The organism is Phyllobacterium sp. 01N428 (genome assembly GCF_056399405.1).
In genome coordinates this window covers 1101816-1121820 of sequence record NZ_JBFTRH010000001.1, presented here as the reverse complement: position 1 = coordinate 1121820, position 20005 = coordinate 1101816, and the positions used below count along the sequence as shown (strand labels likewise).

General features: G+C 60.5%; 19 protein-coding genes. 4 read left to right on the top strand and 15 right to left on the bottom strand.

Annotated elements, in window-relative coordinates; all coding sequences use genetic code 11:
* Window positions 1-21: 21 nt before the first annotated feature.
* From AC1DNI_RS05505 to AC1DNI_RS05470, 8 genes are all read right to left on the bottom strand, one after another.
* Complete coding sequence (locus AC1DNI_RS05505; protein ID WP_027230190.1) at window positions 22-270, bottom strand: DUF4170 domain-containing protein; 249 nt, start codon at window positions 268-270, stop codon at window positions 22-24.
* 36 nt (window positions 271-306) lie between these two features.
* Window positions 307-1116: a 3'(2'),5'-bisphosphate nucleotidase CysQ gene (locus tag AC1DNI_RS05500; RefSeq protein WP_477691108.1), complete on the bottom strand. Its 810-nt coding sequence runs from the start codon at window positions 1114-1116 to the stop codon at window positions 307-309.
* Complete coding sequence (locus AC1DNI_RS05495) at window positions 1103-2446, bottom strand: TldD/PmbA family protein (RefSeq protein WP_477691107.1); 1344 nt, start codon at window positions 2444-2446, stop codon at window positions 1103-1105. Before AC1DNI_RS05495 ends, AC1DNI_RS05500 begins: the two co-directional genes overlap by 14 nt.
* A gap of 131 nt (window positions 2447-2577) precedes the next feature.
* The gene (locus AC1DNI_RS05490) at window positions 2578-3489 is read right to left on the bottom strand and encodes a patatin-like phospholipase family protein (protein ID WP_477691106.1); all 912 of its coding nucleotides are present in this window, start codon (window positions 3487-3489) and stop codon (window positions 2578-2580) included.
* A gap of 11 nt (window positions 3490-3500) precedes the next feature.
* Window positions 3501-4820, bottom strand: a complete 1320-nt coding sequence (locus AC1DNI_RS05485; RefSeq protein WP_027230194.1) for a M16 family metallopeptidase — start codon at window positions 4818-4820, stop codon at window positions 3501-3503.
* On the bottom strand, window positions 4817-6256 hold the full coding sequence (locus AC1DNI_RS05480) for a M16 family metallopeptidase (protein WP_477691486.1): 1440 nt from the start codon (window positions 6254-6256) through the stop codon (window positions 4817-4819). Before AC1DNI_RS05480 ends, AC1DNI_RS05485 begins: the two co-directional genes overlap by 4 nt.
* Window positions 6257-6347: 91 nt before the next feature.
* Window positions 6348-6905 (bottom strand): 16S rRNA (guanine(966)-N(2))-methyltransferase RsmD, encoded by a 558-nt coding sequence (gene rsmD / locus AC1DNI_RS05475; protein WP_477691105.1) that lies wholly within the window; start codon window positions 6903-6905, stop codon window positions 6348-6350.
* 2 nt (window positions 6906-6907) lie between these two features.
* Window positions 6908-8641, bottom strand: coding sequence for a pseudouridine synthase (locus AC1DNI_RS05470; RefSeq protein ID WP_477691104.1), 1734 nt, complete (start codon window positions 8639-8641; stop codon window positions 6908-6910).
* Window positions 8642-8738: 97 nt separating this feature from the next.
* Here AC1DNI_RS05470 and AC1DNI_RS05465 point away from each other — a divergent pair, with 97 nt between their 5' ends.
* Window positions 8739-9170, top strand: coding sequence for a nucleoside deaminase (locus AC1DNI_RS05465; protein ID WP_027230198.1), 432 nt, complete (start codon window positions 8739-8741; stop codon window positions 9168-9170).
* 1 nt (window position 9171) lies between these two features.
* Here AC1DNI_RS05465 and AC1DNI_RS05460 read toward each other — a convergent pair whose 3' ends face one another.
* The 7 genes from AC1DNI_RS05460 to AC1DNI_RS05430 form a co-directional block, all read right to left on the bottom strand.
* On the bottom strand, window positions 9172-10161 hold the full coding sequence (locus AC1DNI_RS05460) for an Lnb N-terminal periplasmic domain-containing protein (protein ID WP_477691103.1): 990 nt from the start codon (window positions 10159-10161) through the stop codon (window positions 9172-9174).
* 131 nt (window positions 10162-10292) lie between these two features.
* Window positions 10293-10961 carry a hypothetical protein gene (locus tag AC1DNI_RS05455; RefSeq protein WP_027230200.1) on the bottom strand — a complete coding sequence of 223 codons (669 nt, stop codon included), beginning with the start codon at window positions 10959-10961 and terminating at the stop codon, window positions 10293-10295.
* Window positions 10962-11150: 189 nt separating this feature from the next.
* A complete protein-coding gene (gene ileS, locus AC1DNI_RS05450) occupies window positions 11151-14069 on the bottom strand; it encodes an isoleucine--tRNA ligase (protein ID WP_477691102.1) in 2919 nt (972 codons plus the stop codon).
* 271 nt (window positions 14070-14340) lie between these two features.
* On the bottom strand, window positions 14341-15180 hold the full coding sequence (locus tag AC1DNI_RS05445) for a MipA/OmpV family protein (protein ID WP_113281844.1): 840 nt from the start codon (window positions 15178-15180) through the stop codon (window positions 14341-14343).
* 111 nt (window positions 15181-15291) lie between these two features.
* Window positions 15292-15906, bottom strand: a complete 615-nt coding sequence (locus tag AC1DNI_RS05440; protein WP_477691101.1) for a glutathione S-transferase — start codon at window positions 15904-15906, stop codon at window positions 15292-15294.
* Between the two features lie 48 nt (window positions 15907-15954).
* Window positions 15955-16935 carry a bifunctional riboflavin kinase/FAD synthetase gene (locus AC1DNI_RS05435; protein ID WP_477691100.1) on the bottom strand — a complete coding sequence of 327 codons (981 nt, stop codon included), beginning with the start codon at window positions 16933-16935 and terminating at the stop codon, window positions 15955-15957.
* Between the two features lie 9 nt (window positions 16936-16944).
* Complete coding sequence (locus tag AC1DNI_RS05430; protein ID WP_113281882.1) at window positions 16945-17793, bottom strand: TIGR01459 family HAD-type hydrolase; 849 nt, start codon at window positions 17791-17793, stop codon at window positions 16945-16947.
* Between the two features lie 279 nt (window positions 17794-18072).
* On the opposite strand from AC1DNI_RS05430, the gene AC1DNI_RS05425 reads away from it, so the two are divergent.
* From AC1DNI_RS05425 to groES, 3 genes are all read left to right on the top strand, one after another.
* A complete protein-coding gene (locus AC1DNI_RS05425) occupies window positions 18073-19053 on the top strand; it encodes a cation diffusion facilitator family transporter (protein ID WP_477691099.1) in 981 nt (326 codons plus the stop codon).
* Window positions 19050-19361, top strand: coding sequence for an ArsR/SmtB family transcription factor (locus tag AC1DNI_RS05420; RefSeq protein WP_477691098.1), 312 nt, complete (start codon window positions 19050-19052; stop codon window positions 19359-19361). Before AC1DNI_RS05425 ends, AC1DNI_RS05420 begins: the two co-directional genes overlap by 4 nt.
* 295 nt (window positions 19362-19656) lie before the next feature.
* Window positions 19657-19953, top strand: coding sequence for a co-chaperone GroES (gene groES, locus AC1DNI_RS05415; RefSeq protein WP_027230208.1), 297 nt, complete (start codon window positions 19657-19659; stop codon window positions 19951-19953).
* Window positions 19954-20005: the final 52 nt, after the last annotated feature.

Genomic DNA, 20005 nt, shown 5'->3' with positions numbered 1-20005 from the left:
TGTCCGACCACGCGCACGCGGTCAGTCCGCCTTGCCCGTGGCAGGATCCAGCAAGCGATGCATGTGGACGATGAAATAGCGCATATGGGCGTTGTCCACCGTCGCTTGCGCCTTCGACTTCCATGCGCGCTGCGCCGAGGCAAAATCCGGATAGATGCCGACAATATCGAGCTTGTCGAGGTCGCGGAACTCGACACCGCCGAGTTTCTTCAGCTCACCGCCGAATACAAGGTGAAGCAGTTGCTTTTGATCCGAAGTGTTTTCGCTCATGTGCCTGTCCAAATGATCGAGAAGGTTGCTGACTGTTTATCCGAACGCGGTTTCGGCGACAACGTCCAACATGTTATCCATGAGCAATCCGCTTGCGGCAACGAGCGCGCCGTGGCGATAGTCGCCATTGCTGGTGTCGGTAAGACCGTAGGTGAGTGGCTTTCGGTCCGCGGCGACGACCCGGCCGCCGGCTTCCGATAGGATGAGATCGGCCGCTGCAAGATCCCAGTCATGCGAACTTGGCCGCACGAAAGTGCCCGCGATATCGCCGCGCGCCACCATGGCGATCCGATAGGCGAGCGAGGCAACGTACGGCATGTGTTCGATGGAGGAGAGAAAGTGTTCCGGCAGCCGCTTGATGAAGGCCGAGGGACCGGCCACCTTGTAGGGAAGGTGCTGGGCCTGGACATGAATGGCGGCGCCGTTCTGCGTCGCCCCGCCGTCTGGCGTCGCCATGATGATTTCGCTGCGGGCCGGGCAGTCGAGAACGCCGGCGACAGGCCGGCCGTTTTCGATGACGGCAACGCTGACACACCAGACGTCGGCACCTTCAATGAAGGCCCGTGTCCCATCGATCGGGTCGACGACGAAGAAGCGCTCTCGCGGCGAAGCGGCGCGTTCGTCCTGGGTTTCTTCGGATATCCAGCCGTAATCCGGGCGGACCGTCAGCAGCATGTCCTTGAGATACTTATCGGCGGCAAGATCGGCCTCGGTTACCGGCGAGTTGCCGGTTTTCATCCAGACCTGCGGCGCCTGCCGAAAGTAAGACAGAGCGATCCGGCCTGCGCCCTCGGCGGCCTGCCGGATCAGTTCCAGGTCTTCAAGATTGAGCTTACTTGCCGGCAAGTGTCATGCCTTCGATTACGAGTGTCGGGCTCGCGATGCCGAAATTGCGATCGATGTCGTTTGCCGCAGTGAGATTAAGGAACATGTCCTTGAGATTTGAGGCGATCGTCACTTCGCTGACCGGATAGGCGAGTTCGCCATTTTCGATCCAGAAGCCCGAAGCACCGCGGCTGTATTCGCCGGTGATCATGTCGACACCATGGCCGAACAGTTCGGTAACGTAAAATCCGGTACCGACGTCGCGTATCAGGTCTTGCGGCGATTTCTCGCCGGGTTCGATGGAGAAGTTCGTCGAGGCGGGCGTGACTGTCGAGCCCGAACGCACGCCCCTGCCATTGGTGGCGAGGCCAAGTTCCTTTGCTGTCGAGGTCGACAGGAACCAGTGTTTCAGCACGCCGTTCTCGATCATCGTCAAGGGAACGCCCTCGATGCCCTCGCCGTCAAACGGGCGCGAAGAAGAACCGCGCACCCGCAACGGGTCGTCCTTAACGTTGATCGCGTCGCTCAGGATCTTCTCGCCCATGCGATCCTTAAGGAAGCTCGTCTTGCGTGCTACCGACGCGCCATTGATGGCGCTGGCAATATGGCCGGCGATACCTCGGGCGACGCGCGGGTCGAAAACAACGCTTACACGGCCGGTTGCCGCCTGTCGCGCGCCAAGCCGCTTGACCGCACGCTCTCCGGCCGATCGCCCGATGGCGGCAGCGTCTTCAAGCGCGTCATAGAAAATGCGCGACGAAAAATCATAGTCCCGTTCCATAGCGGTGCCGCTGCCGGCGATCGCGCTGACGGAGCGGGAAAAACGCGATCCCACATATTGTCCGGCAAATCCGCCTGATGTGACGAGCACGAGGCCGCCCATTCCCGCAGATGCGGAGCCTCCACCCGAATTGGTAACACCCTCGACGGCGAGCGCGGCGGCTTCGGCGGCCAGCGCGGCTTCGGTCAGTTGTGCGGCATCCACGACAGTCGGGTCGTAAAGATCGAGATCGCGAATTTGGCGGGCAAGATTTTCAGGAGCGGCAAGACCTTCGAAGCGATCGTCCGGCGATACTTTCGCCATGGCGACGGCGCGTTCGGCCAAGGCCTTTGGCTCGGCTCCGCCGTTGGCAGATATGCTCGCGATCTTGCGACCGACGAAGACGCGCAGGGAAAAGTCATCGCTCTCGGAAGATTCGGTCTCTTCCACCTTTCCGAGCCGCACGCTGACACCCGCGGAACGCGAGCGGGCAACGACTGCGTCGGCCGCGTCGGCGCCAGCTTTCTTTGCAGCTTCGACGAGCGCGGTCGCTTTGTCTAGAAATTCACGGGAGTTCAAAGAGTCGCTCATTGCTATACCTGATTATATGAATGATTAGGGTAATTTATCGTATGGTCGCATGCACCATCCTATATGGTGCAAATTTGCGCCTATCAAGGCGGGCCGAACGAACAATCGGCATCGGCGGACGCTGATTACCGTCATTCCGCGTTGCTGTCGGCGCCACGATCGGCATAGGTGATCGCCGCGTCAACGGCGCGTTTCAACTCGTCCTTGATCCCCGCCGATTCCTCGAGCACCTGCTGGATTCGCAGAAAATCCAGAACGCCGAACCGTGCCACGCTCGGGCGCAGGAAGATTGCCGGAGCCTGCGTACGCAGGCGGGTCGCGATGATCGATTGCATCATCAATTGGCTGGCACCGAACATGGCCTCGATTGACGAGGGTGATCTGCCGATGTCACCTTCCGGTCCGCCGACGACATCGATGGCAATGACGAACCGCGCCTTATCCATCAAATGGTCGAAGGGAACGGGATTATAAATGCCGCCGTCGATCAGGATACGGTCGTCTCGTCGCACTGGCCGGAACAAGGCGGGGATCGCGGCGGAGGCGGCTACGGCATTATAAAGATCGCCTTCGGCCATGACGACCTCGCGCTGCCCGTAGAAATCGGTCGCGGTGACGCTGAGCGGGATCGCGAGTTCCTCGAATGTTTCGGGAATGCGGCCGGGAAGGAAATGCTTCAGAACCTTTTCGATGTTGAACTGGCCGAGGCGAAATCCGCCGCCAAACATCTCGCCGAAGCTTGCCGGGCGCAGCCTCCACAGGCGCGCTGCGATCTCACCACGTTTGGAGAGGATCGCGACCGCATATTCGCGAATCTCGACCCCGGACATGCCGGCCGCCATACCCGCGCCCATGATCGCGCCGATCGACGATCCTGAGATCGCGGCGGGCCTGATGCCAAGTTCGTCCAGGGCTTCAATGACGTTGATATGGGCGATGCCGCGCGCCCCGCCACCGCCGAACGCGACGGCAAAGGTCGGCTCGCGCGGGGTTTTACCTGCGCCTGTCGACCCATTTGCCTGATCAAGTTCGCGCGCGACCATCGGTCCTTTTCCTATGAAAGCGGGGGGCCAACGATCAGGATCGCCGGGTCCGTCAACAACAGTTTCCTGGCCGCTGCCTTCACCTCATCCAAGGTCACGGCATTGATGAGATCGGCACGCTTGTCGATGTAGTCGCGGCCTAGGTTCTCATCCTGCAGCCCAACCAGTGTGCTGGCGACCGCCGAGGAGGAGTCGAGATTGTTCACCGCATAGGACCCAACGAGATATTTCTTGGCTTCTGCCAGTTCCTCCTCGGTTGGCCCGTCCTTGGCCATCTTTGCTACTTCTGCCTTGAGGATTTGCAGCGTTTCGCTGGCGCGATCGGCCCGCGTTGCGGTCGAGATCATCAAAGCCGCCATATGATCGCGGTTGGCGAGATTGGAACCGGCCGAATAGGCAAGTCCGCGCTTTTCCCGTACCTCATTATAGATGCGCGATGAAAACGTCCCGCCGCCGAGGATATGGTTCATGATATAGGCGGCAAAGAAGTCTGGATCCTTGCGCCGGACACCCGGATAGACCATCGAAATCGAGGTCTGGGGCAGTGCATAATCGACCTGGGTGGTCTTGCCGAAGGCAAGTTTTGCATCGCTGACCGTATCGAGCTGGGCTTTCTCGGGCAGATCGCCGAAGACCTTGTCGAGGAGCGGCTTCAGCTCCTCCGGGCTGATCGATCCGACGACGCCGACAATCAGATTATCCCGGGCGAAGTTCCGCTTGTGAAATGCAGCAAGGTCGTCGTGAGTGATGCTCGTGAGACTTTGCTCCGTGCCTTCCGATTGACGGCCGTAGGGGTGGTCGCCGTAGAGGGCTTCGGCGAATTTGCGCCCGGCAATGGTGTTCGGATTGCGCTCCGAAGCCTTGATGCCGGCAATAACCTGCTGGCGAATGCGGTCGATGGGCGCCTGGTCGAAGCGCGGGTTGTTGACGGCCAGCGTCAGCAACTCGACGGCCTCATCGCGCTTGTCGGACAGCATACGCATCGAGCCGGTGATACTGTCGTCATCGGCATTGAAACTCATCTCGGCGCCGACATCGTCGAGCTTGTCCTGGAACGAATTGGAATCGAGATCGCCCGCGCCCTCGTCAAAAAGCCCGGTCATGAGGTTGGCAAGGCCGTCCTTGCCCTTCGGGTCCTGTGCGGAACCACCCTTGAAGGCAAAGCGCATGGACACGAGCGGCACGAAGTCATCCTGTACCAGCCAGGCGCGTATGCCCTTCGGCGAGACCACTTCCTGGATCTCGACCGCATAGCCCGGGACGACGGCAACGAGGAACAGCAGAAACGTTGCAGCGAGCCGTCTGGTGATCGGGGTAACGGCGCGGATCATTGGACGACTCCTTCGGCGGGCGCTTGCGGCTGTTCCTGTTCGGCTGTACCGGGCGCCGCCTCCCCATCGGCGGGCACATCGGGCTTGCCGTCTTCGGGCATGAGGTAGCTGGTAACGGAACGCCCATCAACGAGATAGCGCTTGGCCACGGCCTGGATGTCCGCGACCTTCACAGCCTTTATGCGATCCGGCCATTCCTGGATATCCTTGATGGTCTGCCCGGTGGAAAGCGTCGAACCATAGATGCGGGCCATCCCCGCCTGGCTGTCCCGAGCAAAGATCATGCTTTTCAGGAAGCGATTGCGCGCCTTTTCGAGTTCATCCTCGGTGACGCCATCCTTGATGATACGGGCGATTTGCGCATCGATGCCGGCCTCAACATCGCTCAGGGTCGCATTCCCGCGCGGCGAGCCATAGACGCCGAAACTGCCGTCGTCGAGCGATCCGCCCTGATAGAAGGCGCCGGCGCTTGCTGCCGAACCGTCCTTGACGACCAAGGCCTGATAAATCCGGCTGCGCGAAGACCCACCAAGGATTTCGCTCAAAAGGTCGAGAGCCTCCGCCTCGCCCGGCTTGGCGTTCGTATAGGACGGTGCGAGCCACATCTTCTGGAAGCTCGGCTGCGACACGCGCGGGTCGGCAAGTGAAACCGTGCGTTTTGTATTCTGCTCAGGCTCCTGCGGCCGGTCGCGCTTGCCCGGCTCCGCCCGGCGCGGCACCTTGCCATAGGTCTTTTCCGCCAAGGCTTTGACGGTTGCGGGATCGACGTCGCCAGACACGACGAGGGTCGCATTGTTAGGCGTGTAATATTTCACGTAGAAGGCCAGCGCATCCTTGAGGTTCAGCTTTTCCATCTCATGCAGCCAACCGATGACCGGCATGCGGTAAGGGCTGTTCTGGTAGAGCGTGGCGTTGACCTCTTCGGCAAGCAGGGCGCCGGGATTGCTGTCGGTGCGCGAACGGCGCTCCTCGAGCACGACGTCGCGCTCGGTTTTCACCACATCGTCATTGAGGATCAGGTTCTCCATGCGGTCCGCCTCGTAGGTCATGACCATATCGAGGGCCTGAGGCGACACCTGTTGGTAGAACGCGGTGTAGTCATAGGAGGTAAAGGCATTTTCCTGCCCGCCAATCTCAGCGACCTTGCGCGAAAACTCGCCGGCCGGATAGGTCTTGGTCGCCTTGAACATCAGGTGTTCAAAAAAATGTGCAATGCCCGATTTTCCGGGTTCTTCGTCGGCCGAACCGACGTGGTACCACAGCATATGGGTGACGACCGGCGCCCGATGATCCGGGATAACCACGACTTCGAGCCCGTTGTCGAGATAGAATGACGAGACGAGGTCATCCTTGCTTTCAGCGGTCGCCGCAGGCGTTTGCATGGCAGTTTCAGCCTGAGCAGGGGCAAAAACGCCCCCGCCGGCGAGCGCGCCCATTAAAACAAATGCCGCAAATGCGCGGCGTATAGTCGGGATCATTGAAATCGGTCCAGTACTGTTTTTCAGGATTGCGATACAATCCCGCTGTTTACGTCTTCAATGTGACAAGCCGAATGATTGTTCCGCCATACGGACGTTCCTCGACAACAGAAAAACGCGCATCGAGTTCGATCACGGCGTCGGCCTCCTCTTCGAGGACCAGCAGCGTGTCGCTTTTCAGCCAGCCGCCATCAAGGGCGGACTTGAATGCCAGTTCGCCAAGGCCTTTCGAATAGGGAGGATCGGCAAAGACCAGATCGAAGGGCTCGATCGTGCCGGCATCACCGAGTTTGGTCGCATCGCGGCGAAAAATCTTGGTATTGCCGAGAAGGCCGAAGGCTTCGACGTTGGTGCGGATCAGTCCCCTGCCCTCGGTCGATTCCTCGATGAATACGCCATAGCGCGCGCCGCGCGACATGGCTTCCAGGCCGAGAGCGCCGGTGCCGGCGAAAAGGTCGAGGACGCGCGTCGCCTCGAACTTTTCGGGATAGTTGTGCACCAGAATATTGAAGAGGCTTTCGCGCGTACGGTCGGTCGTCGGCCGGATCGCATTGGAAGCCGGCGTTGCGAGTGAACGTCCGCGAAATCTGCCGCCGACAACGCGCACAATCAGCCCCGCGGTTTGTTGCCACGCGGCGGACGCGAACCACCCGGACCGCCAGGCCCGCGACGTCCGCCACCACCCGGTGCATCGCCGCGCGGCTTGCCTCCGCTGTAGGGACGATCGCCGGACTTTGCGGGGCCGCGTGCGGGCTTGCCGCTCGCGCCATAGGGCCGATCGGCGCGAGCGGGCCGCTCCGACTGGAATGACTGGTCGCCGCGCTGCTCGCGCTCTTTCATCTCGGCGCGTTCGCGCTTGCCGGCACGGGGCGGCCGCGCGGGGCGTTCGCCCTCGGTCCGGCCAGCACCGAATGCGCGCTTCGGCTTCTCCGCGCCCTGATCGTCATTGGCAAATGGCCGGCGCTTTTCCTCGCCGCCCGGTCGGCTGCCGAACGAGCGTTCTTCGCGCGGGCGATCGCTGCGTGCGCGCGGCGCGCCTTCATTCGATCGCTGCGGCCTGTCGCTGCGGCTTTCGCCGCGCTTCTCTTCCGTTCGTGCCTTGGGCTTGCCGAGCGGGCGCGCACCGGGCGCCATCCAGACATTGGCGGTACGGCCGGAACGCGTCGGAATTTCTTCCTCTTTAGCGCCGCGGCCGGGCTTCGGCCCTGCTGCACGCGGCGGGCGTGGCTTGCGGTCTTCGTCGCGCGGAGGGCGAGCCGGCCGCTCGCTGCGATCGGTCGTCAGGCGTGACAAGGATTCCTCGCGCTTTTCGTCGGCGGTCTTGCGCGGCGGCCGCCGTTTGGCGACAGGCGCGCTCGATATCCACTCGGAAGAGCCGCGCGTCGGGCGCTCGCGCGCATCGCTCACGGGCTGCGCCAATTCACCCTTCACCGCATCGTTGGAGAAAACGTTGATGATCGGCGCATCGAAATCGGCGCCGGATTCCTCGATGAGCCGTTCACCGAGCTGATCGCGCAGCGTGCGGCCGTTCATCTCGCGCACGGCGCCCTCCGGAAGGTCGCCAAGCTGGAACGGGCCATAGGAAATGCGGATAAGCCGGTTTACCGACAGGCCGAGGGCACCGAGCACATTCTTGACTTCGCGGTTCTTGCCTTCGCGCAGCCCGACCATGATCCACACGTTCGAGCCCTGTTCGCGTTCAAGCGTTGCTTCGATCGCGCCATAGAAAATGCCATCGACGGCAATTCCGTCCTTCAGGCCGTCGAGCTTTGCCTGCGTGATCGAGCCATGGGCGCGCACGCGGTAGCGGCGCAGCCAGCCGGTCGACGGCAATTCGAGCGCCCGTGACAGACCGCCATCATTGGTCAGCAAGAGCAGCCCCTCGGTATTGATATCGAGACGGCCAACGGAAAGAACGCGCGGCATATCTTTCGGCAGCGATTCAAAGACGGTCTGGCGACCTTCCGGATCGCGATTGGTCGTAACCAGGCCGGCAGGCTTGTGGTAAAGCCAGAGGCGCGTCCGCTCCTTTTCCGGCAGCGGCTTGCCATCCACTTCAATGCGGTCGCTGCGCTTTACATTGATCGCGGGGCTGTCGAGACGCCGTCCGTTGACGGATACGCGGCCGGCGGCAATCATCGTCTCGGCTTCGCGGCGCGAGGCTATGCCGGCACGCGCCAAGCGTTTGGCGATACGCTCGCCCTCTTCCGCTACAGCGGCGGCATCGTCGAATTTGCGCGGCGCGGGGCGCCCGCCACGGGACGAACCCGCGGGCTTCTTGTCGAAGCTGCGCTTTGCAAAGGGGCGTTTGCCGCCCTTGTCATTGTCATTTGAACTTGTCATGGAGTTAAGCCTTTCAGCAGGGCTCACTACCAGCTATGAGGTTGGCTTGCGAGCAAATTCTGGATTGCGGGGCGGCGTGACGCAAAAAACTGACCCGATGGGCCTGGCACTCACCGAAGCGAAAAGCGCCGAGATGCGCGGCGAAGTTCCTATCGGCGCGGTCATCGTCAAGGATGGCGCGATCCTCGCAAGCGCTGGCAATCGCACGCGCGAACTCAACGATCCAACGGCGCATGCAGAGATGCTGGTCATCCGCGAGGCCTGCCGCGCCTTGAGCAACGAGCGGCTTACCGGCTGCGATCTCTATGTGACACTGGAACCGTGCACGATGTGTGCGGCGGCTATTTCCTTCGCCCGCATCAGGCGCCTTTACTATGGGGCGCAGGACATCAAGGGCGGCGGCGTCGAGAATGGCGCCCGGTTTTATGCGCAGCCGACCTGCCTGCATGTTCCCGAAGTCTATCCAGGTTTCCGGGAACAGGAGGCCGAAGACATGCTGAAGGCGTTCTTCCGCACCAAGCGGCTCTAGCCTAGTTCGCGGGCAGCCTGATCCTTGCCGAAAAATCCGGCGCAGTATCGGCGGCCATGGCGCGCTGATTGATCGACGCTTCGCGGATGACTTGGTCCAACGGCTTGGAATGATCGATCGCGCCAAGGTCATAAAGGTAACCCGGCAGATAACCGGAAAAGACAATGCGATAGTCGAGAGGAATTCCCGGCGCAATCGCCCGTGCCATGCTGAAGATCACTGTCGTGCAATTGGCGGTGATCGTATTGTAGAATTCCGCCGTCGTCGCCAGATGGTTGGCGCTGTCGAGATAGGACAGGAACAGCGCCTGGCGCGTTTCCGGACTGAGATTGACCTGATAGCGGTAGCCGTCTTCCTTGCGCACATTGGTGCGCAGGCGAATGATGTCACGCTCGTCCGCTGCAATCATCGCCAGCTCGAACTGCTTGAAGAAGCCGCCGATCTCCGAGAACTCCTCATGGCGCTCCTTGCGGATTTCGGCCGAGAACACCACGTGCTCGCCATTATTGAAACCGAAGCTCACCAAAGTGTGGGCGATCGCCGGGTTCGACCAATAGGAAAGAAAAATATCAACGGTCGCAAGATCGTCCAGCGCGTAGGTGCGCACCTCCCAGCGCGGCGTGTAGTCGGTCGTTGTGCGCCATTCGAAGTTGCGCACATTTGAAAGCGTCACGTAATTGCCGGTGAGCGTTCCCGTCACCGTCTGGGCAACATCATCCGCCCAGATCCGGGTGAGCGACGGCTTGATCGTACCCCACCAGTAGCCGAGCCCGATCATGATCGGGACCAGGACGATGAGCGCGCGCCAGACACGGCCCTTGAATTCCAGCCAGAGTACGGCGAAGGCGATTGCCACCCACAGGATCAGGCAGCCGATGGTCGCTGCAATACCAAGGGGCAGCTGATACCAGAGGGCCAGCCCGCCCCAGAGAAATGCCAGAAATGTCAGAAGGATAAGAAGAACTAACCCAAGAAATCGCAGGATGAACAATTGTTACGGTCCTCGACTGGAGAGGCGATGGATCCCTTATAAACGAAAACGGCGGATCGAAGCATCCACCGTTTCAGCAAACTATTGCAGCAGTATGAACGTTTTGGGCGCAGGACCCGCGTGCGAACGCATCAGTTCCAGGGGATAAGGTTGCTCCAGCTGAAACCCTTGCTCTTGCGGGCCGCGGCCTTGCGCTCGCGCTCTTTCTTGGCCTCGTCTTCACCGAGCTGATCGGCGGCGGCTGTCGCCGCGGGCTGACGGTATTCCAGCGGCGGCTCGCTCAGATAGCGACGGTTCGTCGGCGATCCGGCGGTAGACGCCATCTTGCGGGCGCGGAAATCTGCACCGACATCGGTCTTGTTGCCCTGGTTGGCCGGGACCTTGTCGTTGAAGAACCCGTATTCGGTCCTGTTGCTCGCAGACTTGGACGTGACCGGATCGGGCGCGACTTCCGGCACGAACTCGGCGTTGTTCTGGTTGGCCGTCGCGGTGTCGCGGATACGCTTGCGCCGCTGCTCAGGCGATTCCGGCCAGGCCGGATTTCCGGCGGTCTCGACCGCATCCTGCGGCGCGGGTAATTGCATTGGCTTGCCGGTCGCCGGGCGAACGAGTTCCGGACGCGGATTGTAGGCAATCTGGTTGCTCTTCTTGGGACCCAAGGCGGCCATGTTGGCGACGTCATCAAGCAGCTGGGTGCCGGCGGACTTGTCCGTACCATAGGTGGGTGACGAGACGCAGCCGCCAAGCGCAAGCGCGCCGACCATTGCACCAAGAACCGTTATGCGTCCGTTCAAATTCATCCTTGCAACTTTCCAGAGATAAGCCGGGCAGCATATCTGCCAATCAATTTTGCTTGATCAATGCCCTGCCTTAGAAATCAGGCAGTTCAATGGCAGCCTTTTATATGAGACCGGTTGTATTTAGCAAGCCAACAGGAATCTCAAGCAAATCAATGGCGGGGAGAAGTTGTCTCCCCGCCATTCTATACATCAGGCAACGAGCTTTCCGAGCCGGGCCAATTCGTGCAGCGCCGCCGCGTCGCGGGCCGAAACGTCGGGATAGGCCGAATCGGAACCGACATCATGGGTATAACGCCATGACCGCGCGCATTTGGTGCCCGGCGCGCGCTCAGGGACAACTGCGACGCCCTTGACGTCATCCGTGGCGAACGCATCGGCGGGTCCGGCTTCACCCTTGATCGTGATCGCGCTGGTGATGCAGATCTCGGCCATGTCGATATCCTTGACCGCCGCCAGCAGTTCCTCGTCGGCGATATAGACGACGGGAGCGGCTTCGAGCGACGAGCCGATCCGCTTGTCGGCGCGTTCGAGTTCGAGCGCACCCGTGACGACGCGGCGCACATCCTTGACCTTGCGCCATTTGGCGGCAAGCTCGTCATTTCTCCATTCGGCTGGCGTCGGGCGGAACTGTTCCAGATGCACCGAAACGGCATCCTTGTGCAGGTCGAGCCAGGCCTCCTCCATGGTGAAAGGCAGCATTGGTGCGAGCCAGGTAACGATGCGATCGAAAAGGTGCCGCACGACCTGCAGCGCTGCCTTGCGGCGGACGCTTGAGGGCGCGTCGCAATAGAGCGCGTCCTTGCGGATATCGAAATAGAAGGCCGACAGTTCCACATTCATGAAATCGATCAGCGCGCGGGTGATGCGCTTGAACTCGAAACCGTCATAGCCGGCACGCACGACCTCATCGAGTTCGGCAAGACGGTGCAACATCAGCTTCTCGAGTTCCGGCATATCGGCATAGGGAACCTCATCGCCCTCATCATGAGCCAGGGTACCCAGCATCCAGCGGATCGTGTTGCGCAACTTGCGATAGGCATCAATGTTGGTCTGGATGATGTTCTTGCCGAGACGCTGATCTTCCCAGTAGTCCGTTGTCATGACCCAGAGACGCAGGATGTCGGCACCCGAATCCTTGATCACGTCCTGCGGCGTGACCGTATTGCCGAGGGACTTCGACATCTTGCGGCCTTCCTCGTCCATGGTGAAGCCATGGGTGACGAGCGTATTATAAGGCGCACGGCCGCGCGTGCCGCAGCTTTCGAGCAGCGAAGAGTGGAACCAGCCGCGGTGCTGATCCGAACCTTCGAGATAGACGTCGGCAGGCCATTTCAAATCGGGGCGATCTTCAAGCGTGAAGACATGGGTGGAACCCGAGTCGAACCAGACATCGAGAATGTCGGTCACCTGCATCCACGGCTCGTTGGCCTTTTCGCCGAGGAACCGCTCGCGCGCGCCTTTGGCAAACCAGGCATCGGCGCCCTCTTCCTCGAACGCGGCAAGAATACGGGCATTGACGGCGGCGTCCTTGAGGACATTGCCATTATCGTCGGCAAAGACGCAGATCGGCACGCCCCAGGCGCGCTGGCGCGACAGGACCCAATCGGGACGATCCTCGATCATGGCGCGCAGGCGGTTCTGGCCGCCCGCCGGAACGAAGCGCGTCTCGTCGATCGCCGCAAGCGCGCGCGAGCGCAGGGTCGTGTGGTCGCCGAGGTCCTTGTCCATGTAGACGAACCATTGCGGCGTGTTGCGGAAGATCACCGGCTTCTTCGAGCGCCAGGAGTGCGGATAGCTGTGCTTGAGCCGGCCGCGCGCAAAAAGTGCGTTGCGCGCAATGAGTTCTTCGATGACTGCCTTGTTGGCGTCGCCCTTCTTGCCGTTGTCGTCAATGACGCGGGCAGCACCGCCTTCGCGGTCGGGACCGAAACCCGGCGCATCCTTGGTATAGTAGCCTGCGTCGTCGACGGTGAACGGGATCACCGACGAGATCCCGCGCGCTTCGAGATCGCGACCGGCGTCCATCCAGGCATCAAAGTCCTCGCGCCCATGGCTCGGCGCCGTGTGCACGAAGCCTGTACCCGCATCATCGGTGACGTGGTCGCCAGGTAACAAGGGCACGGCGAAATCATAACCACCGCTAAAACCACGGAGCGGATGGGCAAGCGTCATTGCCGCAAGTTCATCCGCCGTAACCGTGCGCAGCCGCTTGAAGGTCAGTTTGGCTTTCGCAGCCGATTCTTCGGCGAGCGCATCGGCAAAGATCAGCTTTTCGCCGGGACGCGGGCCAAAATCATTTTCCGCCGTCTCGACCTCGAAAAGACCGTAGGCGACACGCGGCGAATAGGCGACGGCGCGGTTGCCGGGGATCGTCCAGGGCGTCGTCGTCCAGATGACGACATGCGCCGAAGCAAGGTCGTCGCGGCCGCCTGCGACCGGGAATTTCGCCCAGATCATATCGCTCTCGATATCCTGGTATTCGACCTCGGCCTCCGCGAGCGCGGTGCGCTCGACCACCGACCACATGACCGGCTTGGAACCACGGTAGAGCTGGCCCGACATGGCGAACTTCAACAACTCGCCGGCTATGCGGCTTTCCGCATGGAAGGCCATCGTCGTATAGGGATTGTCGAAATCGCCTTCGATGCCGAGCCGCTTGAATTCGCCGGACTGCACCTTGATCCAGTGCGTTGCGAACTCGCGGCATTCCTGGCGGAATTCGTTGATCGGCACATCGTCCTTGTTCTTGCCCTTGGCGCGATATTGTTCCTCGATCTTCCATTCGATCGGCAGGCCGTGGCAGTCCCATCCTGGAACGTAATTGGAATCGAAACCGCGCATCTGGAACGAGCGGGTGATGACATCCTTGAGGATCTTGTTGAGCGCGTGGCCGATATGGATATTGCCGTTGGCGTAGGGCGGGCCATCGTGCAGGACATAGCGCGGGCGATCCTTCGCGTCTTCGCGCAGCTTCCGGTAAAGATCGAGATCCTGCCAGCGCTTGACGAATTCCGGTTCCTTGGCGGGCAGGCCCGCGCGCATCGGGAAATCCGTTTGCGGCAGATAAAGTGTCTTCGAATAATCGAGTATCGTGGCGGTGTCGGTCATTTTTCCAGCTTGTACAAGGGCCCGCGCGTGATCGCCGCAGGCAGGGATTTCATGAAAAACATTGAAGCGCAACGGCGCTATCCCGGACCTTCCGCACCACGAAGCTCACGCTTCAGGTCCGCGGGAAGGCCGGGCCAGTAATTCGTATCGTCTGAACAGGTATGGACCTTGCGCAGGACCGGCGATCGCTTTTCATGACCGCGCTTTTAGCAATCACCGCCCGCAGAATAAAGAGGCATGCGCGATTATCTTCGCGGATGCTCGCGCAATGTTAAAGCTTAAAGTCGAAGCGATAGGTTGCCTGCAGGCCGAAGGTCGCCTGATTTTCCGAGCCACGTTGCTTGACGATGCTGGAATCGGCCGCCGGGCCCATCAAGCGGTTATATTCGGCATAGGCGCTGGTGGTGATCTTGTCGGTCGTCTGCCAGGTGATCTGGCCGCCGAAGCCGAGCGAGTTCAGGCCGCCGCCCGGCGAATACTGTCGAAGGCCGGATGCAGCGGATTCGCTGGCGTTTACGCCGTAATATTCCCTGAAATAGTCCTTGGTCGCGACCGTTGCACGGGGACCGGCTGAAACGCGGACCGTGTCCGTCAGGTTCTTGAAGGCGTCAATGGCGAAATCGGCGACGACACCGTCATGCGCGCCGATACCGCGGCGGACCTCAACGCGGCCACGAACGTTCTCGGTCGGATAGAATTCCGCGAAACCGCCAAGTTCGACGCCCCAATCGACATCGTTGAGACCCTTGAGTTCATCGTAGTCGCTGGAATCGCGACCGGTAATGAGCTTGCCGGTAATGCCGGCGCGGAACACACCCGTGTCGATGAAGCCAAGGGACGGATTGTCGTTGAGCGAAGAAAACTTGAGCGAACTGCCGGGACGGCCGATCGAGATGACCGGCGCGGCGCGGAGCTTGTAATTTTTCGCACCTTCATAGTCCGGAGCGACGAAACCCTTGGCACCGAGCGTGATGTACCAGTCGCCGGACCACCAATGGTCGCCGCGCGAGCTCTGGGTCTGGTTGTCGGAATAATATTCATCGGCAAAAGCTGGTGCTGCAACGGAAAGGACTATCGCGCTCGCGAGAGCGCTAACAAGGCGAATAGACATGAAATAACTCCGGGGCCTGTCTGGGGGGGTGGCAAGCGTACGCGTCAAAACTAATCGAGTGATAGATAAAATTGCATTGAGCAACGTGGTAAACAATTTACCACACTGGCGTCAACTGAATGGAAAAGCAAGAAATGCCTCCGACGCCTCGGATTTCTCCGAGAGGGCAGCAAGTGCCGGATATTCGCCGGCTGCGATCACGTCCGGCAGCATCTCAAGGGTAAACCGATAGGCAACGGCGCTCGTAATATCCGCCTGGAGCGGCCGATCTGCGAAGATCCATGGGTCCGCCTGCTGCACTTCGGCTTCGAGCAAACGATACGCATCGGCAAGCTGGCCATGCACGCGATCAAGCCAGGGCTGATGCCGCTTTTCCGAAGGCCGCAGGTCATGCTCATAGACGATCTGGACGCTCTTTTCGCAGGCGGCGAGCGCGAGGCCGATGATCCGCTGCGAGCGCGTAAAATGCGTAATTTCCGCCGGTGTCAGCCCCAGCGCGGGTTCAGCAATGCGCTCGGCATATTCGAGGATCAGGCACGAATCCATCAGGACGACGCCTTCATCCGTTACGAGCGAGGGTGCTTTCACGACGGGATTGATCTTCGAAAAGGCCTCGAAGGTTCGGAAAACCGACAGGGACTCATGGGAAAATGGCAGGTTCAGCATTCTCAGTGATATTGCGACCCGCCGTACATAGGGCGAATCCAGCATGCCGATCAGTCTCATTTCACCACTCCCGTTATTGTGAAATCATGGGTAAAGCGCCCATCTTCCTCAGTCGAAATTGATCCTCTGGTCCAGCGGCGACAGCGGCTTGACACCTTGAAGCAGCGCCCGCGCCTCCTCTTCGTCGCGCCGGATCTGCTGCATCATCGGCTCGAGACCGTCAAATTTTTCCTCGCCGCGCAGATAGCCGAAGAAAGAGACAGCGCAGGTTTCGCCGTAAAGATCGTCGCTGAAATCGAACACATAGGTTTCAAGCAGCGGCTCGCCATCCGTATCGACGGTCGGCCTGCGGCCGAAGCTGGCGACGCCGTCAAGAAGCGTACCGTCGGCGCGGCGGAAGCGCACCGCATAAATTCCGTGCTTCAAATGGGTTTCTAGCGGAAGCACCATGTTGGCGGTTGGAAAACCGATTGTGCGCCCAAGCTGCTTGCCGCCGACGACCGTGGCGCGAATGCGGTGCCGGTAGCCAAGGAGCCCGGCCGCCTCAACTACCTCACCTGCGCCAAACAGATCGCGAATGCGGCTTGAGGAGATCGCATGGCCGCCCTCGTCACGGAAGGCATCGACAAGCGTGACGTGGAAGCCACGTTCTTCGCCCGCTGCCATCAGGAACGCCGGGCCACCCTGACGGCCCTTGCCGAAATGAAAATCGAAACCGGCAACGATACGGGTTGCGCCAAGGCCATCAACGAGAATGCGGTCCACAAAGACATCCGCCGTCAATTGCGAGAATTCGCGGGTAAAATTGCATTCGACCACCGCATCGAATCCCAGCGCTTCGAGGATCGATGCCTTCTCGGCGGCGGGTGTCAGCCGGTCCACCGGCTGGTCCGGCACGAAAACGCTGCGCGGGTGCGGCTCGAAGGTCAATACCAGCGATGGCTTGCCCTCGGCGCGTGCGGTCTCCAGCGCCCGGCCCAGAACGGCCTGGTGCCCACGGTGCACGCCATCGAAATTGCCGATCGCGACGATGGCGCCCTTTAGTTCATCGGGCAAATGGGACGGATCGTTCAGACGCAGGATCGGCATATCTTTGTCTCACGCCAGGGCGGGCATCGTCGCAACGGGATTGCTTCCGTGCTTTGCGAGGAACGCCAGAAGCTTCTCAAGGTCATGGACACCGCCCATCACATAATCGCCGGCATGAATACCGCCGGAGATATAGAGGGCATCTATGCCGAAAAGATCGGCGCCCTTTATATCCGTCAGCATGCCGTCACCGATGGCAAGAACCCGCGAACGTTCGACAGGGGTGCCGCGCACGTCCTGCGCCGCGGCAACCGCCGCCTCGTAGATCGGCCGATGCGGCTTTCCTGCGATGAGCGTGCGGCCGCCAAGCTGCCCGTAATCGCGGGCAAGCGCACCGGCGCACCAGATGAGGCGATCGCCGCGCTCGACGACGATATCCGGATTGGCGCAGATAAACGGCAGGTTGCGCGAGCGGAACCGCACCAGCATGTCGGCATAGTCTTCCGGCGTTTCCGTATCGTCATCGAAGAAACCCGTGCACACGACGACATCGGCTTCGCGCTCCTCGACCAGTTCCACGTCGAGGCCGTCATAGAGGGTTTCGTCGCGCTCCGGCCCGAGATGAAACACACGGCGCGGCGCGTTGCGGATCAATTCGCGCGTAACATCGCCCGATGTGACGATCCGGTCATAGGCCGATTCTGGCACGCCAAGCGCATGGATCTGCTCGGCAACGCCAGCAAAGGGACGCGGCGCATTGGTGATGAGAACCACCGTCAGGCCGGCCTGCCGGGCCCTTCGCAAGGCGGCCGAGGCGGGCGCAAAGGAATCGACGCCATTGTGCAGAACGCCCCAGACATCACACAGGAGCACGTCGTAGCGATCCATCAATGCATCGAGGCGCTGCAAATGTATCATGTCGGTCATGCCGGTCCCTTCAGGCAAAATACTATGCGACGAGAGTCTTGAGACTGTCTCGATTAGCGGATCGTGCCTGACCTGTCACGCCGGTTATGTTTGAAAAAGCTCACGTTGTGCCGTTCGGGGTTTCGGCCGGGCCCTATCTGCGATTGACACGACCTTTGCCTTCGCCTATCAAACACATGAATACGTATTGATATGTTTGCTTAAGGTTCGATGATGTCACACGATCACGCCGGCCACGATCACACGCCGAAAGTCACTGCGGACAATGAAATGAAAACGCTGATCGCATTCGCAATCACGTTCGCATTCATGATCGTCGAGGTGATAGGCGGCTTCATGTCGGGCTCGCTCGCCTTGATAGCCGATGCCGGCCATATGCTGACCGATGCCGGCGCTTTGGCACTCGCCTATTTTGCCTTCCGTTTCGGCCGGCGCGCTGCCGATGAAAAGCGCACTTTCGGCTATCTGCGCTTCGAGGTCATTGCCGGGCTGATCAACGCCGTTGCCTTGTTCGCCATTCTCTTCTGGATCGCATATGAGGCCATCGATCGCTTCCGCAATCCCGGCGAAGTCCTGGCCGGCCCCATGCTGATTGTCGCCACCATCGGCCTCATCGTGAACATGCTCGTTTTCTGGATCCTGACACGCGGCGGCGATACCGAGCATGTCAACATCAAGGGTGCGGTCCTGCATGTACTCGGCGATCTCCTGGGTTCCGTCGGCACGATCGTCGCCGCCATCGTCATCTATTATACCGACTGGACGCCAATCGACCCGATCCTCTCCGTCTTCGTCTGCCTGCTGATCCTGCGCAGCGCCTGGGCGCTCCTGCGCAACTCGCTGCATATCCTGCTCGAAGGCGCGCCCGACAATGCCGCACCTGAAGCCATCGAGCAGTATCTGAAGCAGACGGTTCCGGGACTTGCCGCCGTCCGCCATGTCCACGTCTGGATGATCACCTCCGGCAAGCCGCTGGCAACGCTGCATGTGCGCCCTGCTCCGGATACCAATCCGCGGCTTCTGGTCAAACAGGTCGAAGCCGAACTCATGAAGAAGTTCGAGATATCGCACGCAACGATTGCAATTGACTGGCCGGAGGATACAGCGACGGACGATTGCTGCCTTGGCGATGATCTCCAGCAAGTTCACGAGCACGACCATTCCGGCCATGCCCACGACGAGGCGGATCATGATCACGGCGGACATGATCATGCCGCTCACGAGCACGGGCATGAGGGGCACAAACATTGAGCTCAACCCCTCCTCTCCCCCCTGAACTCACGGTTCTCGCCGAAACCTTTCGTCTCCTTGGCGATCCGACGCGGCTGCGCATCCTCCTGTTCTGCCTCGAAGCGCCGCGTTCCGTCGGCGATATCGCCGCCAGCCTCGACCTGTCGCAATCGCTGGTCAGCCATCATCTGCGGCTCTTGCGCGGCGCCCGGCTTGTGCGCGGCAACCGGCAGGCAAAACAGATCTTTTACGAACTGGCCGACAAGCACGTCAGCGACATGCTCGTCGACATGACGCATCACGTGGGCGAAGAAAGCACCGAGGATTGACGCGGTTGGCGCGCGTCTTTCAGCCCGATCGCGCACGCTGATTTGCAGCATTGTGTGAATTCTGGTGTTACGTCATTCGCATTTCACATGAATATGCCATAAAGCGGTTTGTAGATGGGCCCGGCTTCCAAGCATCGCCTCTCCAGGCCATTTTAAATGATGCTTTCCCTTGACTCTTCTTACCGATCCCACTATCTCCGGCCGCAGTTAGCACTCACCCCAAGCGAGTGCTAATACCGCGAATGGCGCTGCCATTCGCGTCATCGTTTTGACACCAACATCAAGGGTTCTAACCATGGCCAAGACCAAGTTCCGCCCGCTTCATGACCGCGTCGTCGTACGCCGCGTCGAATCCGAAGCAAAGACCGCTGGCGGCATCATCATTCCGGATACTGCCAAGGAAAAGCCGCAGGAAGGCGAAGTCATCGCCGTAGGCACCGGCGCTCGTGACGAAGCCGGCAAGCTCGTACCGCTCGATGTCAAGGCAGGCGATCTGATCCTGTTCGGCAAGTGGTCGGGTACGGAAGTCAAGATCGGCGGCGAAGACCTGCTGATCATGAAGGAATCCGACATTCTGGGCATCCTCGGCTAAACGCCGCGCATCCCGCAATCAACGAATTTAGATCAAACCGGGTTTAATCCCA

Excerpts from the sequence above, each read along its gene's own strand:
- AC1DNI_RS05505 (WP_027230190.1), bottom strand. The coding sequence starts at position 270 with ATGAGCGAAAACACTTCGGATCAAAAGCAACTGCTTCACCTTGTATTC.
- AC1DNI_RS05495 (WP_477691107.1), bottom strand. The coding sequence starts at position 2,446 with ATGAGCGACTCTTTGAACTCCCGTGAATTTCTAGACAAAGCGACCGCG.
- AC1DNI_RS05490 (WP_477691106.1), bottom strand. The coding sequence starts at position 3,489 with ATGGTCGCGCGCGAACTTGATCAGGCAAATGGGTCGACAGGCGCAGGT.
- AC1DNI_RS05485 (WP_027230194.1), bottom strand. The coding sequence starts at position 4,820 with ATGATCCGCGCCGTTACCCCGATCACCAGACGGCTCGCTGCAACGTTT.
- AC1DNI_RS05480 (WP_477691486.1), bottom strand. The coding sequence starts at position 6,256 with ATGGGCGCGCTCGCCGGCGGGGGCGTTTTTGCCCCTGCTCAGGCTGAA.
- AC1DNI_RS05470 (WP_477691104.1), bottom strand. The coding sequence starts at position 8,641 with ATGACAAGTTCAAATGACAATGACAAGGGCGGCAAACGCCCCTTTGCA.
- AC1DNI_RS05465 (WP_027230198.1), top strand. The coding sequence starts at position 8,739 with ATGGGCCTGGCACTCACCGAAGCGAAAAGCGCCGAGATGCGCGGCGAA.
- AC1DNI_RS05455 (WP_027230200.1), bottom strand. The coding sequence starts at position 10,961 with ATGAATTTGAACGGACGCATAACGGTTCTTGGTGCAATGGTCGGCGCG.
- ileS (WP_477691102.1), bottom strand. The coding sequence starts at position 14,069 with ATGACCGACACCGCCACGATACTCGATTATTCGAAGACACTTTATCTG.
- AC1DNI_RS05445 (WP_113281844.1), bottom strand. The coding sequence starts at position 15,180 with ATGTCTATTCGCCTTGTTAGCGCTCTCGCGAGCGCGATAGTCCTTTCC.
- AC1DNI_RS05440 (WP_477691101.1), bottom strand. The coding sequence starts at position 15,906 with ATGAGACTGATCGGCATGCTGGATTCGCCCTATGTACGGCGGGTCGCA.
- AC1DNI_RS05435 (WP_477691100.1), bottom strand. The coding sequence starts at position 16,935 with ATGCCGATCCTGCGTCTGAACGATCCGTCCCATTTGCCCGATGAACTA.
- AC1DNI_RS05430 (WP_113281882.1), bottom strand. The coding sequence starts at position 17,793 with ATGATACATTTGCAGCGCCTCGATGCATTGATGGATCGCTACGACGTG.
- AC1DNI_RS05425 (WP_477691099.1), top strand. The coding sequence starts at position 18,073 with ATGAAAACGCTGATCGCATTCGCAATCACGTTCGCATTCATGATCGTC.
- groES (WP_027230208.1), top strand. The coding sequence starts at position 19,657 with ATGGCCAAGACCAAGTTCCGCCCGCTTCATGACCGCGTCGTCGTACGC.